This window comes from Alcaligenes sp. SJTW-7, from assembly GCF_047716895.1.
GTDB lineage: Bacteria > Pseudomonadota > Gammaproteobacteria > Burkholderiales > Burkholderiaceae_B > Alcaligenes > Alcaligenes ammonioxydans.
In genome coordinates this window covers 2,185,815-2,209,897 of the sequence record NZ_CP136682.1, presented here as the reverse complement: position 1 = coordinate 2,209,897, position 24,083 = coordinate 2,185,815, and the positions used below count along the sequence as shown (strand labels likewise).

Annotated in this window: 25 protein-coding genes; 21 read left to right on the top strand and 4 right to left on the bottom strand. The window is 57.7% G+C overall.

Annotated elements, in window-relative coordinates:
- The first annotated feature begins 467 nt into the window (after positions 1 to 467).
- The 20 genes from RSQ48_RS09935 (at position 468) to RSQ48_RS09840 (ending at position 18,855) form a co-directional block, all read left to right on the top strand.
- The gene (locus RSQ48_RS09935; protein ID WP_039942913.1) at positions 468 to 1,046 is read left to right on the top strand and encodes a DUF2889 domain-containing protein; all 579 of its coding nucleotides are present in this window, start codon (positions 468 to 470) and stop codon (positions 1,044 to 1,046) included.
- Positions 1,047 to 1,130: 84 nt separating this feature from the next.
- Positions 1,131 to 2,291, top strand: coding sequence for an ADP-forming succinate--CoA ligase subunit beta (gene sucC, locus RSQ48_RS09930; RefSeq protein WP_003799526.1), 1,161 nt, complete (start codon positions 1,131 to 1,133; stop codon positions 2,289 to 2,291).
- A gap of 21 nt (positions 2,292 to 2,312) precedes the next feature.
- The gene (gene sucD, locus RSQ48_RS09925; RefSeq protein ID WP_003799528.1) at positions 2,313 to 3,194 is read left to right on the top strand and encodes a succinate--CoA ligase subunit alpha; all 882 of its coding nucleotides are present in this window, start codon (positions 2,313 to 2,315) and stop codon (positions 3,192 to 3,194) included.
- Positions 3,195 to 3,486: 292 nt separating this feature from the next.
- Positions 3,487 to 4,191, top strand: coding sequence for a TerC family protein (locus RSQ48_RS09920; protein WP_003799530.1), 705 nt, complete (start codon positions 3,487 to 3,489; stop codon positions 4,189 to 4,191).
- Positions 4,192 to 4,195: 4 nt separating this feature from the next.
- Positions 4,196 to 4,321: a hypothetical protein gene (locus tag RSQ48_RS09915; protein WP_003799533.1), complete on the top strand. Its 126-nt coding sequence runs from the start codon at positions 4,196 to 4,198 to the stop codon at positions 4,319 to 4,321.
- The gene (hemC, locus tag RSQ48_RS09910; RefSeq protein ID WP_003799535.1) at positions 4,318 to 5,280 is read left to right on the top strand and encodes a hydroxymethylbilane synthase; all 963 of its coding nucleotides are present in this window, start codon (positions 4,318 to 4,320) and stop codon (positions 5,278 to 5,280) included. The genes RSQ48_RS09915 and hemC overlap by 4 nt, the downstream gene beginning before the upstream one ends.
- 6 nt (positions 5,281 to 5,286) lie before the next feature.
- Entirely contained in the window at positions 5,287 to 6,087 is an 801-nt protein-coding gene (locus RSQ48_RS09905; RefSeq protein ID WP_415301739.1) for a uroporphyrinogen-III synthase, read from the top strand.
- A 177-nt stretch (positions 6,088 to 6,264) separates the two neighbouring features.
- Positions 6,265 to 7,470 carry a uroporphyrinogen-III C-methyltransferase gene (locus tag RSQ48_RS09900; protein ID WP_230406166.1) on the top strand — a complete coding sequence of 402 codons (1,206 nt, stop codon included), beginning with the start codon at positions 6,265 to 6,267 and terminating at the stop codon, positions 7,468 to 7,470.
- A 3-nt stretch (positions 7,471 to 7,473) separates the two neighbouring features.
- Positions 7,474 to 8,976 carry a heme biosynthesis HemY N-terminal domain-containing protein gene (locus RSQ48_RS09895; protein ID WP_003799541.1) on the top strand — a complete coding sequence of 501 codons (1,503 nt, stop codon included), beginning with the start codon at positions 7,474 to 7,476 and terminating at the stop codon, positions 8,974 to 8,976.
- A gap of 28 nt (positions 8,977 to 9,004) precedes the next feature.
- On the top strand, positions 9,005 to 9,541 hold the full coding sequence (gene ppa / locus RSQ48_RS09890) for an inorganic diphosphatase (RefSeq protein WP_003799543.1): 537 nt from the start codon (positions 9,005 to 9,007) through the stop codon (positions 9,539 to 9,541).
- Positions 9,538 to 10,233, top strand: coding sequence for a fumarylacetoacetate hydrolase family protein (locus tag RSQ48_RS09885; protein ID WP_003799545.1), 696 nt, complete (start codon positions 9,538 to 9,540; stop codon positions 10,231 to 10,233). Before ppa ends, RSQ48_RS09885 begins: the two co-directional genes overlap by 4 nt.
- Before the next feature lie 273 nt (positions 10,234 to 10,506).
- A complete protein-coding gene (locus RSQ48_RS09880) occupies positions 10,507 to 10,764 on the top strand; it encodes a hypothetical protein (RefSeq protein ID WP_003799547.1) in 258 nt (85 codons plus the stop codon).
- Entirely contained in the window at positions 10,761 to 12,023 is a 1,263-nt protein-coding gene (locus RSQ48_RS09875; RefSeq protein WP_415301738.1) for a hypothetical protein, read from the top strand. Before RSQ48_RS09880 ends, RSQ48_RS09875 begins: the two co-directional genes overlap by 4 nt.
- Positions 12,020 to 12,616: a pilus assembly protein TadE gene (locus RSQ48_RS09870; protein ID WP_240208629.1), complete on the top strand. Its 597-nt coding sequence runs from the start codon at positions 12,020 to 12,022 to the stop codon at positions 12,614 to 12,616. The genes RSQ48_RS09875 and RSQ48_RS09870 overlap by 4 nt, the downstream gene beginning before the upstream one ends.
- Before the next feature lie 2 nt (positions 12,617 to 12,618).
- Positions 12,619 to 13,239, top strand: coding sequence for a hypothetical protein (locus tag RSQ48_RS09865; protein ID WP_415301737.1), 621 nt, complete (start codon positions 12,619 to 12,621; stop codon positions 13,237 to 13,239).
- The gene (cpaB, locus tag RSQ48_RS09860) at positions 13,236 to 14,117 is read left to right on the top strand and encodes a Flp pilus assembly protein CpaB (protein ID WP_059317558.1); all 882 of its coding nucleotides are present in this window, start codon (positions 13,236 to 13,238) and stop codon (positions 14,115 to 14,117) included. The genes RSQ48_RS09865 and cpaB overlap by 4 nt, the downstream gene beginning before the upstream one ends.
- 38 nt (positions 14,118 to 14,155) lie before the next feature.
- Positions 14,156 to 15,484 (top strand): type II and III secretion system protein family protein, encoded by a 1,329-nt coding sequence (locus RSQ48_RS09855; protein ID WP_003799555.1) that lies wholly within the window; start codon positions 14,156 to 14,158, stop codon positions 15,482 to 15,484.
- On the top strand, positions 15,474 to 17,147 hold the full coding sequence (locus tag RSQ48_RS09850; RefSeq protein WP_415301736.1) for an ATPase, T2SS/T4P/T4SS family: 1,674 nt from the start codon (positions 15,474 to 15,476) through the stop codon (positions 17,145 to 17,147). Before RSQ48_RS09855 ends, RSQ48_RS09850 begins: the two co-directional genes overlap by 11 nt.
- Complete coding sequence (locus RSQ48_RS09845) at positions 17,144 to 17,992, top strand: type II secretion system F family protein (protein WP_059317560.1); 849 nt, start codon at positions 17,144 to 17,146, stop codon at positions 17,990 to 17,992. The genes RSQ48_RS09850 and RSQ48_RS09845 overlap by 4 nt, the downstream gene beginning before the upstream one ends.
- Positions 17,989 to 18,855, top strand: a complete 867-nt coding sequence (locus RSQ48_RS09840; protein WP_415301735.1) for a type II secretion system F family protein — start codon at positions 17,989 to 17,991, stop codon at positions 18,853 to 18,855. Before RSQ48_RS09845 ends, RSQ48_RS09840 begins: the two co-directional genes overlap by 4 nt.
- 370 nt (positions 18,856 to 19,225) lie before the next feature.
- Here RSQ48_RS09840 and RSQ48_RS09835 read toward each other — a convergent pair whose 3' ends face one another.
- Both RSQ48_RS09835 and RSQ48_RS09830 read right to left on the bottom strand, forming a co-directional pair.
- Complete coding sequence (locus tag RSQ48_RS09835; RefSeq protein ID WP_003799563.1) at positions 19,226 to 20,002, bottom strand: BPSS1780 family membrane protein; 777 nt, start codon at positions 20,000 to 20,002, stop codon at positions 19,226 to 19,228.
- 14 nt (positions 20,003 to 20,016) lie between these two features.
- Positions 20,017 to 20,988, bottom strand: a complete 972-nt coding sequence (locus tag RSQ48_RS09830) for a homoserine kinase (protein ID WP_003799565.1) — start codon at positions 20,986 to 20,988, stop codon at positions 20,017 to 20,019.
- A gap of 203 nt (positions 20,989 to 21,191) precedes the next feature.
- On the opposite strand from RSQ48_RS09830, the gene dusA reads away from it, so the two are divergent.
- A complete protein-coding gene (gene dusA, locus RSQ48_RS09825) occupies positions 21,192 to 22,184 on the top strand; it encodes a tRNA dihydrouridine(20/20a) synthase DusA (protein ID WP_415301734.1) in 993 nt (330 codons plus the stop codon).
- Between the two features lie 21 nt (positions 22,185 to 22,205).
- On the opposite strand, the gene RSQ48_RS09820 is transcribed toward dusA, so the two are convergent.
- Together RSQ48_RS09820 and RSQ48_RS09815 are read right to left on the bottom strand one after the other, a co-directional pair.
- Entirely contained in the window at positions 22,206 to 22,667 is a 462-nt protein-coding gene (locus tag RSQ48_RS09820; RefSeq protein WP_003799568.1) for a CBS domain-containing protein, read from the bottom strand.
- Entirely contained in the window at positions 22,651 to 24,003 is a 1,353-nt protein-coding gene (locus tag RSQ48_RS09815; protein ID WP_003799569.1) for a YihY family inner membrane protein, read from the bottom strand. Before RSQ48_RS09815 ends, RSQ48_RS09820 begins: the two co-directional genes overlap by 17 nt.
- Between the last annotated feature and the right edge of the window lie 80 nt (positions 24,004 to 24,083).

The window sequence follows — 24,083 nt, the reverse complement described above, 5'->3', positions numbered from 1 at the left end:
TGATTTTCTTACTAATTATACAGAGGCAATGATTCGCTCCTGCTTGATAAGGGCTCTCTATTGATGCACAGCGTGTTGATGATGACAGTTGTTCATGATCTGGGTGTGGGTGCCCCAGCATCGGGCTAGGGCAGGCTTGGGGACCACTTTAGTCGGCCAAGCCGAGCGGAAGCGTTCAGGTTCCGCGCTCCCCAGCGGGGAAACGGAAATGCCCGGTTGCACTGGACAGGGGGGGTAAAACGGCACACCTGACCAAGTTCACAGGAACGGTGAGGCAGGGTGGATGGGCTTGTCCGGCAAAGGGTCGTTTTTTTCATGCGAATTTGGTATACCGTAGGATGCACCGCGCATGAAACCTGCGTTTGGCCCGCCTGGAATGCGCTTACAGATTATGTAAGTGGCTGATACGGAACATACGAGGTGCGTTATACTTGATCAGTTTCAATCTTGCCGCCTCGTTCATATCAATGCCTTTGCCTCCGCCGTCCGTTGCCCGTGAACCATTGCATACGCGTACCATCACGGTACAGTCGTTCGCACGGGAAGATGGCCTTTGGGATCTGGAGGCGTCGTTGCTGGATATCAAGTCCTATGACTTTCCCATCCGTAACGGTCAGACCCACAAGGCGGGCGATCCTGTTCACCTGATGCATCTGCGTGTCACCATCGACAGCAGCTTTGCCATTGTGGATGCCGTGGCGGTCTATGACGCAGCTCCCTACCAGGACAACTGTTCGTCCATTTCAGATGCCTATCGCAAATTGGTCGGTCTGAATTTGCTCAAGCAATTTCGTCAGGGTGTCAAAGAGCGTTTCGGACGCTCGGCAGGCTGTACGCACATGAGCGAGTTGGCGCTGGTCCTGCCCACCGCAGCCGTGCAGACCATGGCCGGTCGGCGTCGCAGTAGTGGGGAATCAGAAATTTATCGTACCGACAAGCAGCCTTTCCATCTGGATGGCTGCCATGCCTTGCGCTTGAGCGGTCCCGTGGTTGAGGAGTTTTACCCCGTCTGGTATCGACCCAAAGTGACGGATGGGGTGGAGTAGTTTTTTGTTTTAGTCAGGTTTCAGGCTCAGGCCTGGAGTTCCTGCCTTCTTTTTTTATTGTGTTTTTAGACTGACAGGTATCACATGAAAATTCACGAATATCAGGGCAAAGCACTGCTTAAGCAGTTTGGCGTTGCCGTGCCACGCGGAATTCCTGCCTTCTCCGTCGATGAAGCGGTTGCAGCTGCGCAGGAGCTGGGTGGCTCTGTGTGGGTTGTCAAAGCCCAGATTCACGCCGGTGGCCGTGGCAAGGGCGGTGGCGTCAAACTGGCTCGTTCGATTGACGAAGTGCGTCAACTGGCCTCGGAAATCCTGGGCATGCAGCTGATCACTCACCAGACCGGTCCTGAAGGCCAGAAGGTGGGTCGCCTGCTGATCGAGGAAGGCGCGGACATCAAGAAAGAGTACTACGTCGGTATCGTGACCGACCGTGCTACCCAGCGTGTAGCCGTGATGGCATCCAGCGAAGGCGGCATGGAAATTGAAGAAGTGGCCGAGCGCAACCCCGACGCCATTCTGAAAGAGTTCGTGGACCCTGCTGTCGGTTTGACCAATGAGCAGGCTACCAAGCTGGCCCGCGGTATTGGCGTGCCTGACGCTTCGATCGACAAGGCGGTTGCCGAATTCCAGAAGCTGTACAAGTGCTACACCGAAACGGACGCGGAACTGGCTGAGATCAACCCTCTGATCCTGACCGGCTCGGGCGACATCATTGCGTTGGACGCCAAGTTCAACTTCGATAGCAACGCTTTGTTCCGTCACCCCGATATCGTGGCGTTCCGTGATCTGGCTGAAGAAGATCCTGCTGAGGTTGAAGCCAGCAAATACGATCTGGCCTACATCCAGCTGGACGGCAATATCGGCTGCCTGGTCAACGGCGCCGGTCTGGCCATGGCGACCATGGACACCATCAAGCTGTTTGGCGGCGAGCCTGCCAACTTCCTGGACGTGGGCGGTGGCGCTACGGCCGAAAAAGTTACTGAAGCCTTCAAGATCATGTTGGCCAACAAGGGCGTCAAAGCCATTCTGGTTAACATCTTCGGCGGCATCATGCGCTGCGACGTGATCGCTGAAGGCGTGATCGCTGCGTGCAAGGCCGTCAACCTGAACGTGCCTCTGGTGGTACGCATGAAGGGTACCAACGAAGAGCTGGGCAAGAAGATGCTGGCCGATTCCGGTCTGCCCATCATCAGTGCTGACACCATGGCCGAAGCGGCGACTGCTGTTGTCGCTGCCGCCAAGTAAGAAAAGGTTGAGGATTAGCAAATGTCGATTCTGATCAATAAAGACACCAAAGTCATCACGCAAGGGATCACCGGCAAGACCGGCCAGTTCCACACCCGCATGTGCCGTGAATACGGTAACGGCATGGAAGCCTTTGTGGCTGGCGTGAACCCCAAGCGTGCTGGCGAGGATTTCGAAGGCGTACCTATCTACGCCTCCGTGTCCGACGCCAAGGCTGAAACTGGCGCGACTGTGTCGGTTATTTACGTTCCACCTGCAGGCGCTGCAGCAGCTATCTGGGAAGCGGTTGAAGCTGACCTGGATCTGGTTATCTGCATTACCGAAGGCATCCCTGTTCGCGACATGCTGGAAGTTCGCAACCGCATGCGCGCTGAAAACCGCAAAACCTTGCTGTTGGGCCCGAACTGCCCCGGTCTGATCACTCCTGATGAGATCAAGATCGGTATCATGCCCGGCCACATTCACCGCAAGGGCCGCATCGGTGTGGTTAGCCGCTCCGGCACGCTGACCTACGAAGCTGTTGCTCAAGTCACTGAACTGGGCCTGGGTCAATCCTCGGCTGTGGGTATCGGTGGCGATCCAATCAACGGCCTGAAGCACATCGATGTGCTCAAGATGTTCAACGACGATCCTGATACCGATGCCGTTATCATGATTGGCGAGATCGGCGGTCCAGACGAAGTCAACGCGGCTTTGTGGGCCAAAGACAACATGACCAAGCCTGTGGTTGGCTTTATCGCTGGTGTGACAGCGCCTCCCGGAAAACGCATGGGTCACGCGGGTGCCCTGATCTCCGGTGGTGCCGACACGGCCGACGCCAAGCTGGAAGTGATGGAAGCTTGCGGTATTCGTACCACACGCAACCCATCCGAAATGGGCAAGTTGCTCAAATCGGTGCTGTAAACAAGTAGTACGGGGCCCGCCAAGGCGGGCTCCTTGTCCGGCTGCCTGGCAGTCCGACACGATTGGCCAGCCGGTTTCGTCAAGAAAAACACCACAACCCGGCGCATTCCTTCCCGAATCTGGCCAGCCTGTTCATGCTGAATTGAATGACGTAAAAAGAAGCCCCTTGCGACACTGGCGCTCAGCCTTGTGCGTGATGGGGCATTGTTGTCTTGGGACAGCCCGGCGACAGAAAAAGAAGAAGTGTCCAGCGGCTGGAAAGAGAGTTCATCTTTAGCGACACGGGAACACCATGATCGAATTTCTCCAGACCCTGCATTGGGGTTCATTGTTTCAGATTGTACTGATTGATATTTTGCTGGGCGGTGATAATGCCGTCGTGATCGCGCTGGCCTGCCGTAACCTGCCCAAGCAGCAGCGCATGCAGGGAATCTTGTGGGGGACGGTAGGGGCGATTATATTGCGCGTCGTCCTGATCTTTTTTGCGTTGACCCTGCTGGATCTGCCTTTCCTGAAGTTGGTGGGCGGCGTGTTGCTCTTGTGGATCGGTATCAAGCTCTTGCTGCCCGATGATGACGAGCATGGCAATATTCAAGGCGGTGGCACTGTTTGGGCTGCCGTCAAAACCATCATCATCGCGGACTTCGTGATGAGTCTGGACAATGTGATTGCCATTGCCGGGGCGGCGCAGAATGCGCATTTGGACCACCAGTTGGGCTACGTGATTTTTGGCTTGCTGCTCAGTGTTCCCATTATTGTCTGGGGCAGTACCCTGGTGCTCAAGCTGATCGACCGCTTTCCTGTCGTGGTGACCCTGGGCGGCGCCTTGTTGGGCTGGATTGCCGGTGGCATGCTGGTCACGGACAAGATTGTGGAAAATCAATTTGGCCTCCAGCCACAGCCTGTTAAACTCGGGGTCGAGATTGTTTGTGCCTTATTAGTGGTGGCGCTGGGCAAATGGCTGGCGCGCCGTAAAGGTTCTACCAAGGAAACATAGTTCTATGGCAATTTTTAAATCCTCTGACGCCAAAGGTCAGGAAAGCGGCCTGTCCCTGCTACAGGGCTTAGGAATCCTGGCCATTATCGGTATTGTTGCAGCCGCCATCGTGCGCTACTTTGCTGCATGACCGCTGTGGTTTCTACTCCAGAAGAATTGGTCATTGCCACTCGTGCCAGTCAACTGGCCTTGTGGCAAGCCATGCATGTGCGCGACCGTTTGCAAACGCTGTATCCGCAGTGCAAGGTGTCCTTGTTGGAAATGACAACACGTGGTGATCAGATCCTGGATCGCACCTTGTCCAAAGTGGGCGGCAAGGGCTTGTTTGTCAAAGAACTGGAAACGGCCTTGCTGGATGGCCGTGCTCACCTGGCCGTGCACTCCCTGAAGGATGTGCCGGTGGTATTGCCCGAGTCCTTTGATCTGCCCATCATCATGGAACGGGACGATCCACGCGATGCTTTTGTTTCCAATACGTATCCCAATCTTGCTGCTTTACCTGCCGGTGCCATCGTAGGCACCTCCAGCTTGCGCCGCGAGTCCCAGATTCGTGAGCGTTATCCACATCTGGACATTCGCCCCTTGCGTGGCAATGTTCAGACACGTTTGTCCAAGCTGGATCGGGGCGATTACGACGCCATCATTCTGGCGTCTGCCGGTTTGCGCCGTCTGGAACTGGCCGAGCGTATCCGCGATTACATTTCCATTGAAGACAGCCTGCCGGCCGCTGGGCAGGGCGCCCTGGGTATCGAGATTCTGAAAACTCGCAGCGATGTGGCCCAATGGCTGGCGCCCTTGGCGCATTCCACCAGCCATGTGTGCGCGCTGGCTGAACGTGCTGTATCCCGCGCTTTGGGTGGTTCCTGTCAGGTTCCTTTGGCTGCGTATGCCACGCTGGATGGCGACGAACTGACTCTGAGTGGCCTGGTGGCCGAGCCGGATGGTTCCACGGTTTACCGCGCGCAGATTCATGGTCCAGCTAACAATGCGGAAGAACTGGGACTGTCGCTGGCCGAGGATCTGAAACGACAAGGTGCTCAAGCCATTCTGGATCGCTTGCTGACGGAGCAGCCTGCAGAGGGCGAGTAAAGCGGCATGAACCTGCCCTGCGCATTATTGACCCGACCCGCGGGACGGAACGAAACCCTGTCGGCCGCCCTGGCCGCGCAGGGTTTTTCTTCTTTGGTTTTGCCCGCCTTGAGCCTGGAGCCGCAAGACCTCTCCGAAACGCAATGGCAAGACCCCAAGGATTTTGACCTGGTGCTTTTTGTAAGCAGCAGTGCGGTCAAGTTCTACTTTGCCGCCTTGCAGGCGCGCGGTCAAAACTGGCCTGACAAGGTCTTGCTGGCTGCCGTTGGTTTTGCTACTGCTGCCTGTCTGCGTGCCCAGCCCGGCGTGTCCCCGGAAGCCGTGCTTCACCCTGAAGGCGTTGATTCCTTGCAGGATTCAGAGGCCTTGTGGGCGGTTCTGGAGCCCCGACTCGCACAACTCGAGCGGGTTCTGATTGTGCGTGGCCATAGCGGTCGTGAATGGTTGGGGCAGCAGTTGGAGAACCACGGTATTCAGGTTCAGCGTCTAGCCATTTACCAGCGTAGCCCGGCCAAGTGGAGCGTGCAGCAGGGCCGTCAAATTCGTGACAGCTTGCAGGCAGGCCGCCTGGCTGTTTTGCTCAGCAGCTCCCAAAGTGCCGACGCCGTATTTGCCAACGTGCAAAGCCTGGGCTTGACGGATGTGTGGTCGCAGTGTGCTTACGTGGTCATTCATCCGCGTATTGAAGAACATTTACAGTCCTTATTGCTGCAGGCTGGAATCACAGCGCCACCAATGGTAAAAAGGTGTACGCCAGACGATGATGACATTGTCGCTGCCATGATGGCGGTGCTCTCGCGCGATTAGCCTCACACGGATTACAATCTTGCCATGAACGATAAAACAGAGAACGCATCCGCAAGCGAACCGGGGACTCCCATTTCCAGCCCAGCCAGTACAGCGGCGCCTCGTCCGTATTCTGAACCTCAAGACAGCACGAGGGCACCTGGCAAGCGTAAAAGCGCGGCGGGTCCGGCCTATGCTTTGACAGCTGTTGTTGTAGTGCTGGCCGCTGCCGGTCTTTGGTACCAGAATTCATTGCTGGACAAGCACAAGGCTGAGCTGCAGGCTCAACTGGCGACCAATATCAATTCCACGGAACAAGCGCGTCAGACGGCCCAGCAGGCTCTGGCATTGGCACAGCGGCAGGCTGACAAGCTTGAGCAGCTAGAAAAATCCTTCAAGGATTCCACCGAACAGTTTCATGATCTGAGCCAGGCTTTCCAGACCATGACCGATAGCGGCTCTGAGCTGGTTCTGCTTAACGACATCGATCATCTGGCCACTATTGCCCAGCAGCAACTGATGCTCGGTGGCAATGTGGCCAATGCCATCGTTTCTCTGGAAGCCGCCCAGGCCCAGTTGGCGCGTGCCAATCGGGTGGGTCTGGCTTCTTTGCAGCAAACCCTGAATGGTGATCTGGAGCGTCTGCGTGCGGCAGCGACTGTCGATGTGGCCTCGCTGTCGCGTCAACTCGATACCCTCTCGCGCTACGTGTCGGAAGCTCCCTTGCTGGTACCGGATGATGTGGCGGGGGGAGCTCATACGCAAGCGCTGGACTTGTCCTCTGATGCCGTTGCTCCGGCTCCCGAGTTGCCCGCAGATGCCCCCTGGTGGGAGCGCGGCTGGAACACGGTTGAACAGTGGGGCAGCAGTGCGTGGCGATCGCTCAGCCATGATCTGGGACAATTTGTCTCCATCCGACGCGTGGACGATGCTGCCGCTTTGTTGATGTCACCCGATCAGGCTGCCCGCTTGCGTGAGAACTTGCGTCTACGTGTCATGGCGGCTCAACTGGCCATGATGATGAATCAGTCTGCTGTATGGCAAACAGAGCTCAATGCTGTGGCTACCGCGTTGGAAAAGCGCTTTGACACGCAGTCTGTTCAGGTTCAGCAAGCCTTGCGCTTGACACGGCAGTTGCAAGACACCCGCATTGGGGCGCGCTTGCCGACGGTCAATAATACGCTGGCGGCGATTGAAAGCCTGCGTCAGGCCCAGGCGGGTCGCCTTCAGGACAGTGTGCCCGACTCGGCCACTGAACAGAACGATGCAGATTCCGCTCTGCCTGACCCCTCTCAATCCGCGCAGCCCGACAGCAAGGAGCCCACTGACCCTGTCGCTGAGCCGGTTGAGTCTGGCTCTGCGGCTTCATCCCAGACGGAACCGCCCGTTCAGGCGCAGGGGTAAACTATGCGTACCTGGTTTTGGACACTTATCCTATTTATCGCCGCGGTTGCCCTGGCGCTAGTCTTGCGCGAGCATGCCGGTAATGTCTATCTGGTGACTCCGCATTATCTGGCCCGTGCTTCATTGACCTACGTGGTTCTGTGCATACTGGGCTTGTTCATTGTGCTGTATGTACTGTTGCGTTTGCTGGCCTGGTTTGGTGATGGCCCGGAGCGTTTTCGCTTGTGGCGGGGACGCCGTGCACAGCGACGTGACCAGACCTTGCTGGAAACAGGCTGGATCAGTATTTTGGAAGGTCGTTACGAGCAAGCTGAAAAAGACCTGATGAAGCTGATGAGCAAGACCCGCTCGCAGTCAAGCAAAGTCGTGGCCGGTTTGGCAGCGGCGCGTGCCGCACATTATCAGGGGCAAATTGCTCAGCGTGATCAGGCGCTGGCCGCCGCCCGTGCTGCCGCTGGCAATGATGTGCGTTTGAAAGAAGCCAGTGCCGTAGCCTCGGCTGAACTGTATCTGGATCAGCACCGCACGCAAGAAGCGATCGAGCTGCTTCAGGATTTGCAGGATGCCAGCTCCCGCCATTTGCATGCCACTCGTTTGTTGTTGCGTGCTTATCGGCAAGAAGGCAATGCCGAACGTGTGTATGAGTTGACTCGCTTGCTGATGCGCCGCAGTGGCATTGAACGCCAAGAGGCGCTAGGTCACATTGAATTTGCGGCTGCCGCTCGACTGCGCGCCGGCGGGGCAGAGCAGTTCAAGGCCTTGTGGTCCGATCTGAAGTCTGAAGAGAAAACCTTGCCGGGTGTGGCCCTGGAGGCTGCCTTGATTCAGGAGCGCGACGGCAATTACGAAGAAGCCGGTCGTATCCTGGAGCCAGCAATCGCAGCTAGCTTTGACAGTCGTCTGCTCGAAGCCTATGCCCAATGTCCGCCGGAGTTTGTGGGGCGTCGCTTGGCTAAGGCCGAGGAATGGCTGCGTAGCCAGCCCAATAATCCGGTTCTGTTGTCCACGCTGGGTCATTTGTGCCTGACCAGCCAGTTGTGGGGGCAGGGGGAGCATTACTTGTTGCGCAGTCTGAAAATTCAGGGCGATCTGCGCAATCATGCCTTGTTGGGTAATCTGTACGATAGCCTGGGGCGTCACGACGAGGCTGTTTCGTACTGGCGCAAGGCCGCGTCCATGGCGGGGACCCTACCGGTTCTCGCCGTCAGCACCGCCTTGCCAGCGGCCGATACCCGTCATGACCCCAGCCATACCGATGCTGACAGCCTGCCCTCGCAGGACGAGGGCCTGCCGCATTACACCTACGCAGCCAGCGTCGTGGCCGAGGATTTACCCGATCAGGGTCGGCCTTTGCCGGTGGTTGCAGAGCCTGTTGCGCCTGCTGCAAAACCGGAACAAGACAGCCTGAGCTCTTCCGCTGATTTGGATGATTACTTTGATACGGCTCCCATTCCCGGGGTCGATCTCTCTCAAACTTCGGATCGTCCTCGACGATCCAATGATTAATTTCTTTTATTTTTAAAGGTTTGCACGAATGAGCCTCGCCCACGTACCAGCTGGCAAAAAACTGCCCGACGAGATCAACGTAGTCATCGAAATTCCCATGAACTCGGACCCCGTCAAATACGAAGTTGACGAAAACGGCGTGGTGTTTGTGGATCGCTTCATGCTGACCGCCATGCACTACCCCTGCAATTATGGTTACGTTCCGCAGACCATTTCGGATGATGGCGACCCGGTTGACGTGCTGGTGATTGCTCCTTTCCCCATCCAGATCGGTGCGGTTATTCCATGCCGCCCTATCGGCGTGCTGCACATGGATGATGAAGGCGGTGGTGATGCCAAACTACTGGCTGTGCCAACCGACAAGCTGTACCCCCTGTACCGCAACGTGAAGTCGCCTGAAGATCTGCAGCCTGAAGAGCTGGAGCGCATCAAGCACTTTTTCGAGCACTACAAAGACATCGAAAAAGGCAAATGGGTCAAGGTCAAGGGCTGGGACGGCATCGAAGCTGCCAAGAAAGAACTGGTAGACGGCGCCAAGCGTTTTGCTGACGGCCAGGCAAAATGAGTACCGTCATCCCCACGCCAGCGGTTGCGGCGCTGAACGTACAGGACAGTGAGCAGGTTTTTCCTGTACGCCGCATTTATTGCGTCGGCCGCAATTATGTCGAGCATGCACAGGAAATGGGTTTTACCGGGCGCGAAGATCCTTTCTTCTTCTGCAAACCGGCCGACTCCATCTTGAATGTGCTGCCCGGCCAAGTCTGCGACATGCCTTATCCTTCCCGCACCCAGGATCTGCATCACGAGATCGAGCTCGTCGTGGCTTTGTCCAAGGGCGGGCGTGATCTGACGGTGGAGCAGGCTGCTGAATGTGTGTGGGGATACGCGGTGGGTCTGGACATGACCCGTCGGGATTTGCAGACGCAAGCCAAAAAAGCCGGTCGTCCCTGGGAAGTGGGCAAAGCCTTTGACCACTCCGCACCGACGGGCCCGCTGGTGCCTCGTAGCCGTATTGGCGATCTATCCCAAGGGGCCATTACCTTGGACGTCAACGGTGAGCGACGCCAGACTGGCGATTTGAATCAGCTGATCTGGAATGTCGCTGAGTCCATCGCTTATCTGTCAGGTCTGTTCGAGCTGTTCCCGGGTGATATCATTTTCACGGGAACCCCGGCCGGTGTCGGCTCGGTGGAACGTGGTGATGTGATGCACGGGGTGATCGAGGGTCTGGGCAGCATAGACGTTCGTCTGGTCTGATCTATATGAGTTTGAAGAAAAACCCGCCATCAGGCGGGTTTTTTTATGACTGTCAGCCCTGGGGCCCCTTGTCTTTCCGGTCTGACGAAGAAGCAGCAGACGAGCAGGAGCAAAGGAAACGTGCTGAGTGATCGGATGCTGACACGAATAACGAGGTCTTGCGCGCTGCTGGCGTATAGAGGCTGGCGAGACAAAGCCGTCCCGCTCGGCTTTTCCGAATAGTACGGCCCCCTGACGGCAGGCAGACTGTGAACTGACTTTTGGGAGATTCCAATGAGACAGTTCACCAGACGACAGCGCGGGCAGGGCATGGTCGAGTACCTGATTATTGTGGCTTTGGTTGCCGTGGCAGCCATCGCCGTTTATCAGTCATTTGGTCAGGTCATTCGCAACCAGACCGCAGCCATGGCCAAGGAGCTGGCAGGCGAGGACGGCTCCGAGCAGACACAACAAGCGCAATCTGCTGCATCAGCGGCGGCCGCTCAAGGCGCTGCCAAGAGCCTGAAATCCTTTACAGGCAACGCGCAATGAGACGCCCCATCCATCCGCAACAAGGTGCGGCACTGGCCTGGGGCCTGATCGCGCTGGCGCTCCTTTCTGTTGCATGGGGCGGCTACTTTCATGTGAACCAGATCGCGGAGCAACAAGGACGCTTGTCCCTGGTGCTGGATGCGGCGGCCTATGGGGCGGCAACCGAACAGGCGCGCACCTTGAATCTACTGGCCTATATCAATCGGGCGCAGTTGGGACATCAGCTTGCCCTCGGGCACCTGCTGACGCTGGCAACCTGGGACAGGGCAGCACAAACACAGTCCGGACAGGTGCGTCGGGCCAATCCGCCTGCACACTTGGTCGCGATGATGTTTGGTTCTGCGCATGGCCTGGCGTACACCCGGGCACGTTCGGCCGGAGATAATCAGGACGCTTTGCAGCAGGCTTTTCAAGCACATCAACATGTGATTTATGAGGTGTTGGCGCAAGCTCAGGAACAGTTGGTGCAGGGCTTGCCACAACGACGACAAGCCATTATTCAAGCCACTCTGGACGGCAGCCTGCCAGATTGGCCGGAGCAGGTGATTCGTTGGCACACCGAACAGGACGATTGGCCTCAGTTCCTCCTGCTGCAGTCAGGGCAAGGACAATGGGATAGCGGTCTGAGGCATCTGATCTCCTTGTACGGCTTTCTGGCTCCGCGTGATTACGAGGCCCGCTCCTACCCTGGCGTCGATCGGCGTTGTCCTTTGTGGCAGCATCGATTGCGTCGCGCTGGCCGCACCGCGCTTGATCATCTGGGCCGTTGGCATTCCAACGATACGCAGTCCATGCATATGGTGCGCTCCAATCGTTGGATAGGCTGTTACTTTCGCGAATATGCCATGGCATGGGCCTTACAGACGCCAGCGGGTGCGTCCGGGATTGATGCGCCGCAGGACTTTTCAGGACAAAGTTTTTGGAAGTGGGCGCTGGAGCAGGGTAACAGTTCCTTGTTGTCGGCTAAGAGCAATACCGTGGCGCAGTCCTGGGCGCGGCGCGATGCCCGCCCCTGGAGTCAACGTCCGTGGGTAAAGGGGTATGCGCTGGCTGATTCCAGACGGAATGAGGGGCCAGATCTGGTATTGACCTTGCAGGCTCGTGGTCATCTGGGGCAGACCATTTATACCCGGGCAGCCGCCCAGTCTTTTTTCTCTTTGCCTCCGGGTAGCACAGATGCTGGGGCAGGCCCAAAGCCCAGCCTGTTTATGCCTTTCTGGCAGGCGCGACTAACGGACGCAGGGAGGCGGCGATCATGAGCGAGCGGCAACAAGGGATGGCGTTACTGGAGGCCTGCTTGCTGGGCATGGTGCTGGCCCTGATGGTGATGGCAGGGCGTTGGCTGATGCAGCAACAGTACCGCTTGCAGCAGATGCAGCAAGCCACGCATCTGAGCCTGTTCCTGCATGACGCCCAAGGAGCGCCGGTTTCTCTGAGCTCTTCTCCGAGTCCCAGCACGGTGACTGCCGGTTTTCTGGAGCTCCCTACATCGCCCGCGCCGTCTTTGCAGCAGGAGCTTTTGAGCCTGTCAGATGGTTTCTGGGCGGTGGAGTCACGATTTTCCCTTCCGTGGCCACAGTGGCTGCGTTCCTTGACCCGCCTAACACAACTCCAACGGCAGTCTCTCTTGTGGGCTGCTGCGGGGCAGGCGGCCTCCACACAAGAAGCGCGACGGCGGCTTGAAAGCAGCAGAACGGCCTGGGCACAGGCGATGGAATCGAGCAGGCGAGCGGCGCAGGACACAATACGGGCCGCGGGTCCCTTGGATGCCGCGTGGGGGCGGGCAGACGTTGACCTGGACTGGTTGGGACCCTGGCAGGATTTTTCACCCGATCACCGAGGCAGGGAGTGAGCATGAGACGGGTATATGCCTTGTTTTTATTACTTTTGTGGACGCTGAGCCCCCTGCCTGTCAAAACACAGACCGTGTCTGGCCCTGTTCCGGATGCAAGGATTCATTGGGATCAAGGGCAGATCACGCAGACCGCACTTGGGCCCATACAGAGCTGGGGACTGACAGCCGATCTGGAGGCACACGTCTTGTCAGACAGTCTTGAGCCGTTCTGCGGTAGCCACTATGGCGCAATCCGCCTGCAAGCGCAGTGGGTCATTCTGCGCGCTCGTGATGGCAGAAACTGTGTGCTGTGGGTGGAGGATATAGCGGCACCCACTCTGTCAGGCTTGTTAAGTGTTTCCGAGCCGGCTCAGACGGTTGTTCCCTCATATATTCAGGCAGTAGCACCCGTAGCTGGCACCGTTTTGTGGCAACACGAACAACCGGGAGAGGCGCAAAGCTGGCTGCTGCTGGCTGAGCCAGGCTGGCAAGCGGAGTTGCGCCGCAACAAGTGGGGTGCGGAAACGGATGGACGTTACTGGCAAAGAGGTCCCGCCGAACTAGATGTAATGGAGCTGGAACACGAGCAGCAAGCCTATTTGCTCGTGATCTGCCGTGCCTGTGAGAAGGAGGCGTCATGATTCGGGCAAAATTTCTTTGGCTATGCCGTCATCCCAGCGTCGGCTTTGGCCTCCTGGCTTTATTGGCTGGCCTGATGGCGGCGGGGGCCAGCAGCCGTTACCTGGAGCGGCAGGAGCAGGCTTTGCGACAGGCTGCGCAGCGTGCCCATCTGGACAGGGTGGTAGCGGCCTCCAGCCTGCCTGCGGGAACGGTGCTGCAAGCGGAGCATCTGGCGGCGCGAGCCTTTCCTGCCGACTTGGTGCCCAGCGATAGCTGGGACGCAGCACAGTTTGAGAACTTGTTGGGACGGGTGCTCAGCCAGCCATTACGGGCAGGTGATCTGATTAGCAATGCGCATGTGCAGGAGGCCAGCGGCCCTTTCTCTCAGCAGCTCTTATCCGGCAGGCGTGCCTTGACGGTGCCGGTCGATGCGATCAGCTCGGTGTCGGGCCTGATCCGGCCAGGAGACTTGATTGATATCTATGTCAGTTTCGAGGACAGACAAAGGCGGGTGACGGCTCCTTTGCTGCAGTCGGTACTGGTTCTGGCGACTGGGCAAAAGTCGGGTGAGGCTTCTGCAACGATGCGCACGGATAAGGATGTCTACAACACCTTGACGCTGGATGTTGGCCCCGACGATGCCTTGAAGTTGCTGGCGGCCAGGCAGCATGGGCGTATCAGTGCTTTGTTGCGTAACCCCGAGGACCACACTCCCCATCAGGCGGCAGTCCGGGGAGAGCTGGCTGATATTTTGGGGCTGGGACAGAGTGTGGTGGCCAGGCCGCCCGTGCAGGTGCTGTATGGCAACAGGCCGGGAGGGCAGCAGGTTCAGGCAGAAGCGGAGCGTCTGGGCTGGCTTGATATGCCTGACAGCTTTTCATTGGGACCGCAGCCATGAGCATGAATCGATCGGGGTCTAGGCGCTTGGTGTTGGGAATGCTTGTTGCCGCCTTGCTGCTCGTCAGCGTGCAAAGTGCAGCTCGGGATCTGGGGCTGCAAGTCGGTGAGCTGATGGTGCTGCCTGATACGCAGGTTGAGCGGGTGGCGGTAGGAGATGGCGATATTGTCCATGCGGTCACGACCGAGTCCGGTGAGCTGATTCTGTTCGCACGCAAGACGGGCAGCACGGTAGTGCAGGTCTGGTCTCTGGCAGGAAAAAGCCAGTCTTATCAGATTGAGGTGCTACCCGAAAATCACAGGCAGACTTTGGCGGAGTTACGAAGTTTGTTGGAGCGTATTCCAGAGCTTCGCATCAGTGAACTAGGCGGCAAGCTGGTGCTGGAAGGAGAGGGACTGAGTGATCAGGACAAGCAGCGTATTCAGGCCTTGAGCCAGGAGCATCCCCAATTATTGGATTTCACGCAGCAAGATGGTTGGGAGCCCATGGTTTTGCTTGATGTGCAGGTGGTCGAGGTGCCGCGCAACAGTTTGCGCGAATTGGGTGTACGCTGGCAGGGGCAGTCCCAAGGTGGCTTGAGCATGGGCGGTGCCTGGGACGCAGCGACGCATCAGTTTTTGGATCGTCCTGGCGAAGCGGTGCTGCCCTTGGCTTTTCCTGCCAGTCAGGGGGCCGCCTTTTTTGGCGTCGGTGCCTTGATGTCCGCACGCGTCCAGGCCATGGCGCAGGAGGGCCACGCGTTGGTGCTGGCCCAACCGCAGCTTTTGGCGCGCAGCGGTTCACAGGCCGAATTTCTGGCAGGGGGCGAGCTGCCTTATACCACCACCGACGACAAAGGAAACAGCAGGACCAGCTTCAAGCCCTACGGTGTATCGCTGCGCATCGTTCCGCGCGTCGAGCGAGGGGGGCTGGTCCGATCACAGATCGAGGTGGAAGTCAGTTCCGTGGATGCCAGTCTGTCCCAGCCTGCCGGGCCATCCTTGAAAACCCGGCGGGCGTCGACCGAGTTCAACGTACGTTCGGGTCAAACACTGGTCTTGGCCGGGTTCATATCGCGGGAAGAGTCCATGCATATGGATCGCTTGCCGGGACTGGCTAGTCTGCCGGTATTGGGAGCCCTGTTTCGTTCTGAACGGTTTGCCCGGCAGGAAACAGAGCTGGCGGTATTTGTGACCCCCACTTTGGTGGCGGCCGAACATCCTGATTTGCTGGCCCGGCAGGCGAATGCCGCTCAGTGGCTGGAGCAGGGCTTTCCTGATGCACCGCGGTTGAATACGCCTGTTCGTGCCCTGTCCGAGGGGAGCCGCCAAGGTCGATGGTCGCAATGGGTAGAGCCACAGAGCGAGGTGTTTCGTGTTGAACCTTGAACTTGAGTCGGAGTTGGGGACAACTCGTTCCTGCACCCTTCGTTTGCCAGCGCTCATAGGCCGCGACCCGGCCTGTGACGTAGTCCTGCCCTCCTGGCGTATCGCGCGTCAGCATGCCAGCCTGCTGAATCGGGCGGGAGCGGTGTATATCCAGGATCATGGCTCCTTGACAGGGGTGCAGCTCAACGGCAAAAGGGTGTACGACGATGGGCCGTTGCGTGTCGGTGACGTGCTCACTGCCGGGGGGTTCAAACTGCGCATTGCTGGCTTGGGGTCGCCACCACGACCTGGCTCTGCGCACCCCATGACTGAGCCAGAAACGCGGGTGTCGGCGATGGTCGTAGCAACTGCTGCTTCCATACCTGTATCAGTGTCTGCTCCGTCGAAAGCGGATCAGACATCCGGTAAGGAGCAGATTGAACATGTGCAGGGGCAGGGGGCGCCACTTTTATCAAACAGCGAGCTGTTCAGGCAAGAGCAGCAGCGCTTGCACCAGGCTTTGTTATCGGCCTTGGACCTGGAGCGTCGCGATCTGTCTCGCGTAACGGACAAGCAGCTTGAACAGGAGGCGTTTGATTGTCTCGGCCGTCTGATTCAGACGCAATGTGCGCTACCGCCCCATGAGCAGGCCCGATTGCAGGCCAGTGTATGCGCGGAAGCGGTGGGTCTGGGGCCCTTGGAGCCTTTGCTGGCTGACCCGGCTGTTTCGGAGATTATGGTCAATCGTTATGACCGGGTGTTTGTGGAAAAGGCCGGACGGCTGCAGGCTCATCCCATGGTGTTCAGTAGCGATGCAGCCTTGCGCGCCGTCATCGACCGAATTCTGGCGCCGCTGGGACGACGCCTGGATATCAGTTCTCCGGCCGTGGATGGGCGACTGGCAGATGGGTCCCGTTTCCATGCGGTCCTGTCGCCCATCGCCGTCAAGGGAACCTGCGTGACCATACGCAAATTTCCCAAGCGCCGCCTCGGTCTGGAGGATTTGTTGCAGATGGGTAGTCTGTCTTCAGAGATGGGCGCATTTCTGCGGCAGGCAGTGCAACGGCGTTGCAATATTCTGGTGTCCGGTGGAACAGGGACCGGTAAGACCACACTGCTCAATGTTCTCAGTACCTGTATTGATGAGGGTGAGCGCCTGGTGACGCTGGAGGATGCGGCCGAGCTGCAGCTGCAGCATAGCAATTGGGTTGCGCTGGAAGCCCGCCCCGCCAATGCAGAGGGTCAGGGACAGGTAGATATACGAAGTTTGCTGCGCCAGGCCTTGCGGATGAGGCCTGACCGGATCGTGGTGGGGGAGTGCCGTGGAGCGGAGGCCTTCGACATGTTGTCAGCCATGAATACCGGGCATGAAGGCTCAATGGGAACCTTGCACGCGAACACGCCTCGGGATGCCTTGTCGCGTCTGGAAGGCATGGTGTTGATGGCTGGTCTGGACTTGCCCTTGCAGGTGGTGCGTGAACATATCGCCCGGGCCTTGCATATTATCGTGCAACTGAGCCGCTTGCCCGATGGCAGGCGCCTGGTTCATGAAATTGTGGAGCTTACCGGCATCGAGGCGCAGCGTATCCAGTTACAGACCTTGTACTGCTATCGCCCCGAACTGGGCTTTGCAGCCAGTGGCCTCAGGTCCGAACATCTCTTTCAGTCAGGGGAGCAAGCATGAGGCTTTTGAGCATCTTGCTGGCAGTTTGTGGCGCTGGCCTGCTGGCCTATGTGTGCTTGCGTTTGGGGCACCGGCTGCTCATGCATTACAGACAGCAGTTGCTCGGACAGTCTGAACGTAGTTTGCAGTCACATTTTGTTTTTGTGCGCAGTCACTATCTTGGGGGCCTGGCCTGGGGACTCTTGCCCGTGAGCTTATTGCTGGCGTGGTGGCTGATTCAGTCGTTCTGGCTGGCAGTCGCTGTAACAGTGTTTGTTGCGGCGACACCATTGGTGGTGTTGCGTTGGATGGAACGAAGACGGCTGGAGCTGCTTCGACGGCAGTTGCCGGATTTTGTCTTGTCATTGGCCTTGAGCTTGCAGGCAGGACTGGCCTTGCAAGCTGCCATGCAGCAACTGTCGCAGTCCTTGCCGGCCCCGTTGGGGCCAGAGCTACGCTTGCTCTTGCGCCAGCAGCGGGTAGGTTTAAGTCCTCGGGAGTCCTATGGAAATCTCTTGCTGCGCGTCCCGGTGTCCGAGCTCGCGATGGTGACCAGCGCACTGCAAATGGGGCAAAGCACGGGCGCAGGTTTGGGCGAGCGTCTGAAGATACTGGCCCAGACGATTCGGGCACGCGTGAACATCGAGGACAAAATCCTTGCGCTGACTGCCCAGGCGCGCTTGCAAGCGCGAATCATGTTTTGTCTGCCAGCTTTTGTGGCTGGTGCCTTGTACATGTTGGATTCCCATGCATTCAGGCAAGCCTGGTTCAATATCATCGGTCTTTGGGTAAGTGCCATCATCGGCGCCATGTTGCTTGTTGGGCTTTGGTGGATGCATAGGATCTTGCAAGGAGACGGGGAATGACACTTTCCCTGATCTGGCTGTTGTCTGCTGCAAGTGCGGTCCTGTTGGTAATGGGTTGTTTATGGGCCTGGCGCAAGCGCTACCTGTTTTTTCTGCAAGGGGGAAGCAGTTTGGGGCAGGCTGCATGGCAGGCCTGGCAAGCCCCGTTTGCCCAGGGGGTGAGCCTGTGTTTGTCCCTGCCCTTTGTACATGAGTGGTCGGAGCGATCGTGGGGAGCCTATACCCGTCAGATGCAAGCTTACCTGGGTCAGCGAGTGGCCATACTCATTTTGCTGGTGACCGTGATAGGGGCCTGGTACTTGAGTTGGGGTGGCGCCCTGATGGATATTCTGGGAATGGCTGCGGCCGGTTTGCTGCTGAGTGTGCTGCAGGCAGCCTCACGAGGTAGAGCGCTTCAGCGCCGACATCATGTTCGCTGCCGACGGGATCTGCCGTTTTTCCTGGATTTGTTGGTGCTGGCGGTAGAGTCGGGTCTGGGCTTGCAACAAGCCTGGGCACGTGCCTTGGAGGCCACCCCGCAGGGCAGTTTGTCGATCAGTTTGCACAAGGTGCAGGGAGAGCTTCGGGCAGGCAGACGTTTGCCCCAGGCCCTGCGCAAGATTGCTTCGACATTCAGAGTGGTGGAGCTGGAGGAATTGGCCTTGTCTTTGGAACTGGCGCAAGACACAGGCCTGTCTCTGGCCTTGTTGCTGCGATCGCAGGCGGAAAAGCTGCGCGCCCATCTGCAGCTTGAAGCCGAGCAACGAGCGCTCAAGCTACCGGTGTACTTATTGGCCCCTTTAGTGGTGTGCATTTTTCCCTGCACATTTCTGGTGATCGCCATGAGTCTGCTCGGGCCCTGGTTGGCAGGAGGGGCAGGATGACGAGCCTTCCGGGCGCAATGCTGCAGTCTATTTATTTGCTGGAAGCCCGCACTTTTTGGACGCGTTGGCGAGGTTTGAAAGCGCTACCACAGACGAATGGCTGTGTGGCGGCGGTCTGGCTGCGTCCCTGCTTTGCGGTGCATCTGTGGGGAATGACCCAGCCCTTGGATATTTGCTTTCTGGACGATCGCGATCAACCCTTAAGATTCTGTCCTTCGGTATCGCCTGGGAGGGTGTGCTGGCTCATGCGGGCCAGATCGGTGTTGGAGGCTCCAGCCGGCTCACTGTCAAGGCCAGAACAATTTGCCCCCTGGGCCGCTGCTATGCAACAGCTGCGGCGGTCAGGGGGCGGGGTATGGATGAATCGACCTTAGATGCGGTGTTGGTCGCGGATTGAGTCACCAAACACGCTGCGGTAAGCCGGGTAAAAGCTGGCGTACAGGATAGCCGCCATTGCCAGATTGATAGGTGTCAGCACCAAAGTGGCTGTGCCCGGGCTTAAACCGGCACCCAGCAGCAGCTCGCCCAGTGTCTGGATGGTGAAGAAGGCGGCAGCCCAGCACAGGCCGTAGAGCAGAAAGGCGGCTTTGTTACGCCAGCAAGCTACCATGGAAAAAAACAGGGCTTGCTTGACCGGGATGGCGTGCCAGCCTACCAGGGCAGGAGCGTGCCAGAACAAGGCCGATAAACCCAGGTACAGGATAAAGAACAGGAAGATAGGTTTGCGAAACGCCGCCATGATGGCTTCAGGGCTGGCCTCGCGGTTATCCATCAACTGCGACAATTCACTGACAAAGGGGAAGGTCGCAATAAAACCCACGGCCAGGCAGGCCAACAGGTAAATAAAGCCCAGCTTGATGAGTCGGTTGCGCACGGGCACCGGCTTTAAGGGTTCGGTCCACATGCCCAGACGCATCACTTCCCCGGCATCAATGCGGCGGCAGGCATTCTGGATAATGAAGGTCATGGTGGGGACCAGCACGATCAGCACCATCTGCCCGAAGATGGGAAAGATATTGCTCAGGTTGATCAGGATGGAAGTAATCAAACTCCAGAAAAACAGGGCGGCCGGTTGCAGCTTGAACAAACGCAACCCTTCCTGAATCCAGTACCACCCGTAGAGAAAGGGAAGTTTGGCAGCTTGCATATCAGTATCCGTGTTTATCGAGGAAGCGTCGGCACAGCCTGTTCGCGACGCTGGCGCAGTACGCGCTCAAAGTGCCGTGGATCGTGCGGCTTGAGGGTTTGAGCGGGGCGGGGCAGATAAAAGTCGTACAGGCGCGAGATCCAGAAGCGCAGTGCGGCAGCCTGGATCAGTATAGGCCAGGCGGCATGCTCAGCTTCGGTAAAAGGACGCACCTGCGCGTAGGCCTGCAGCCAGGCCTGGGTCTTTTCCTGATTCAGGGCTCCGCTGAGCCGATCGATACACCAGTCATTGACAGCGACGGCCACATCAAACAACCAGGTATCGCAGCCGGCAAAGTAAAAGTCGATGATGCCACCCATTTGTGGAGCGTCCGATGTACCCGCAAACAATACATTGTCGCGAAACAGATCGCAGTGGGCCGGCCCCTTGGGCAAGGAGCGGTAGGTGTCGCTGTCGGCAAATTCAGCCTGCTCCTGCAGGACGGCCAGGATCAGCTCAGCCTGGCTGTCGTCCAGAAAAGGCAGCACCTGCGGCACGGTGGTTTTCCACCAGCTCAGCCCCCGCAGATTGGGTTGCTCCAGCGGGAAATCCTGAGCCGCCAGGTGGGCCTGGGCCTGGGTGCGGGCGATCTGGCGACAGTGCTCAACGGTGGGCTCGGGCTCGTAGCCTCCCCGCAGGCGCGTGACGATCGAACAGGGCTTGCCGTGCATGACGCAAATGCGTTTGCCGTCGCGGCGGGTCATGGGCTGGGGCACCGGTACACCTTTGGCGGCCAGGTGGTGCATGAGTTCGATGTAAAAAGGCAGTTGTTCCTGGGTCAGAACTTCAAACAAGGTCAGAACATACTCACCCTGGGTGGTGCTCAGAAAGTAATTGGTGTTTTCAATGCCGGCGGTAATGCCGCGTAAGGAAACAAACTCGCCAATTGTGTAGTGTTCCAGCAGTTCGCGGGCGTCAAGTTCGCTGACAGAAGTAAAAACAGCCATGCTTTCAGTGAGGGTCCGGTTGTTGGCGCACTATCGGGCGCGCAAGTATGTCAAACGGCCGATTTTAGACCAGTGCGCCGCCTTTTTGGAGTCTTGCGACAATTTACGGCGCTTTATCTTCATCCTGTGCGGGTCTGAAACCATTAAAATGAACGTTTCTTCTTCGTATCAGGCCTGAAGTCAGGCCATCTGTTCCCTTGCTTATGACTAATTTTGTGATGCCGGACAGCCAGATGTGGCGTTTGAGTGTGGCGCCCATGATTGACGTGACCGATCGCCACAGCCGCTTTTTTCATCGTCTGTTAGCGCCACGCGCTTTGCTGTTTACGGAGATGATCACGACCGGCGCCTTGACTCATGGCGATCAGGCGCGCCATCTGGACTTTGATCAGGCGGAGCATCCAGTTGCCCTGCAATTGGGTGGCAGTGACCGGGACGCCCTGGTCACCAGCGCCCTGGCCGGTGAGAAGTGGGGTTACGACGAAATCAATCTGAATTGTGGCTGTCCGTCGGAGCGAGTCCAGAAAGGGGCTTTTGGTGCCTGTTTGATGAGCGAGCCGCGCCTGGTGGCCGATTGCGTCAAAGCGATGCAAGATGCGGTATCGGTGCCTGTTACCGTTAAGCACCGGCTGGGTCTGGATTACAACGAGTCCTATGATTTTGTACGCGACTTTGTCGGGACTTTGTTTGAAGCCGGCTGCCGTGTCTTTACCGTGCATGCCCGCAATGCGGTATTGAAAGGTCTGTCGCCCAAAGATAATCGGGAAATTCCACCGTTGCGCTATGACATGGCGCTGCAATTGAAAAAAGACTTTCCCCAGGCCTTGTTTATCTTGAACGGAGGCATCCAGGAGCCTGATCAGGCGGTGGCCTTGCAAGAGCAGTTCGATGGGGTGATGCTGGGGCGGGCGGCCTGGCATACGCCCGCCGTCTTAAGCGAGATACATCGTCGTTTGTGGCCCGAACATCCCCTGATGGACGAAAACACCGTGGTCGAGCGCATGATTGATTACGCCCGGCATCATGTTCAAGTCGGTGTGCCCTTGCGTATCGTGATCAAAAGCATGCTCGGCTGGCCGCATGGCAAAAAAGGCGCACGTCAGTGGCGCCGTACCTTGTCGGAACACACGTGGCTGTCCAAAAACGATCCAGGCCTGCTTGCGCAGGCCTGGGAGCAATTGCAGAGTCGCCAGTAAAACGGGCCCGAATCGGATGGATCAGGATGCGCTGGCAGCCTCGGAATCGGTCGGCCAGTCGCGGATATACGCCTTGAGCATATTGTTCTCGAACTGCTGAGCGTGAACAATGGCGCGCGCCATGTCAAAGAAGGAAATCACACCCATCAGCACCGGGCCATCCATGACGGGCATGTAGCGTGCGTGGTTGTTCAGCATCAGGCGCTGGACTTCGTCGGCACTGGTATTGGGAGTCACGCTGACGGGGGCGTCATCCATGATGCTGCGTACGGTAAAGCCTGGGGCCTTATTGCCATGGGCGTGCCAGTGGCGAATGATCTCGCGAAAGGTCAACATACCCACCAACTGACCGTGCTCCATGATCACCAGCGAACCAATATCGAGCTCGCTCATGCTCTGCACCGCTTTTTCGACGGTCATTTCGGGGGTGCCTGTATAAAGCGTGTCTCCCTTGACACGCAGGATTTCACTGACTTTTAGCATACTGGGTCTCCTGACCGGGATCGGCGTTTGGTATGGCTGGTTGCTCTGTCAGAATGCCTTGCGGCGACTCGAACAGTGCTTCCAGATTAGAGAGTCGCTGATCGAAAAACTGAGAAAGGTAGTTGAATACATATTCTAGCGGACCCTCGTGCGTATGGGCGCGGTCCAGCAAAAATGCGGTGATAAGTTGATTCAGACTGACCAGCCGCAGATCGCAGCTCAATACCCATTGCTCGTCATTGTTCAGTTGGGTATCGGCAATCAGGCCCATGGACTTGAGCTGGCATAAAACGTTGTAGAGCTCGTCGGGGTCTCGTTCCAGTGTGTGGCTGAGCTCTCTGACGCTTAGGCCTTCCGGGTTCTGGCGGTTCAGCCAGAGTTGATGGAGCAGATTGACGGCGTCGGTAAAGGCGATGCCGGGCACATTTGTTTTGACCCAGTTGCGGCCTCGCCAGTCGGGCAAGATGGCGACCATGGAAGCTCCGAGCAGGACGATCAGCCAGGAGATATAGATCCACAGCAAGAAGATCGGCAAGATCGCAAAGGCGCCGTAAATAATCGTATAGGTGGGAAAGCGGGTCAGATAAAAGGCGAAGCCGGCTTTCATCAGCTCCAGCAGGGCCGCTGTCACGACCCCGCCGATCAGCGCATCGCGCCACCATACGCGCCGGTTGGGTACGTACATGAACAGTGCAGTCAGCCCCAGCGCCGTGAACAAAAAGGGCACGTAGGCCAGGGCGAAAGACACAATACCGGACAAGTCCCCGATATACCCCATGGACTCGCGCGCCAGAATGGTGGTTGCCCACAAGCTGGCACCGGTCAGAATCGGGCCTAGGGAAATAATGGCCCAGTACACCAACAGGCGCTGGCCCAGCGGACGTTGAACATGGACCTGAAAAATATTGTTGAACGTCTCATCAATGGTCATGATGAGCATGATGGAGGTGACGATCAAAAACAAGCTGCCTACTGCCGTCAGACCCGAGGCCTTGGCGGCGAACTGGTTCAGATACAGCATGACGTTCTCTGAAACCACCTCGGGCATCAGATTGCGCGTCAGAAACCCTTCGAGGGCATGTTCAAATTCCTGAAACAGGGGGAACGCCGTGAACAGGGCCAGCACCACGGTCAATAAAGGCACAATAGCCAAAATCGTGGTGTAGGTGAGGCTGGAGGCCACCTTCATCAGATCTTTTTCTGCCACCCGCTTGATCGCAAAGCGCAGCACATTCAAAAAGTGGTGTCTGGCAGTGGGTGGCGGGGGCTTCTGCCCGACAGCAGGGTCTGTTGTGTCTGGGTTCAAGTCTGTGGGTTCAGCTTGCTCAGAGGGCATAGGAGGATTCTCGTCGTTTTTCATAGCGGTTTGATGCGGCGGACGCTGCTTTTCGACAGGGTTCAGGTGATAATAACAGC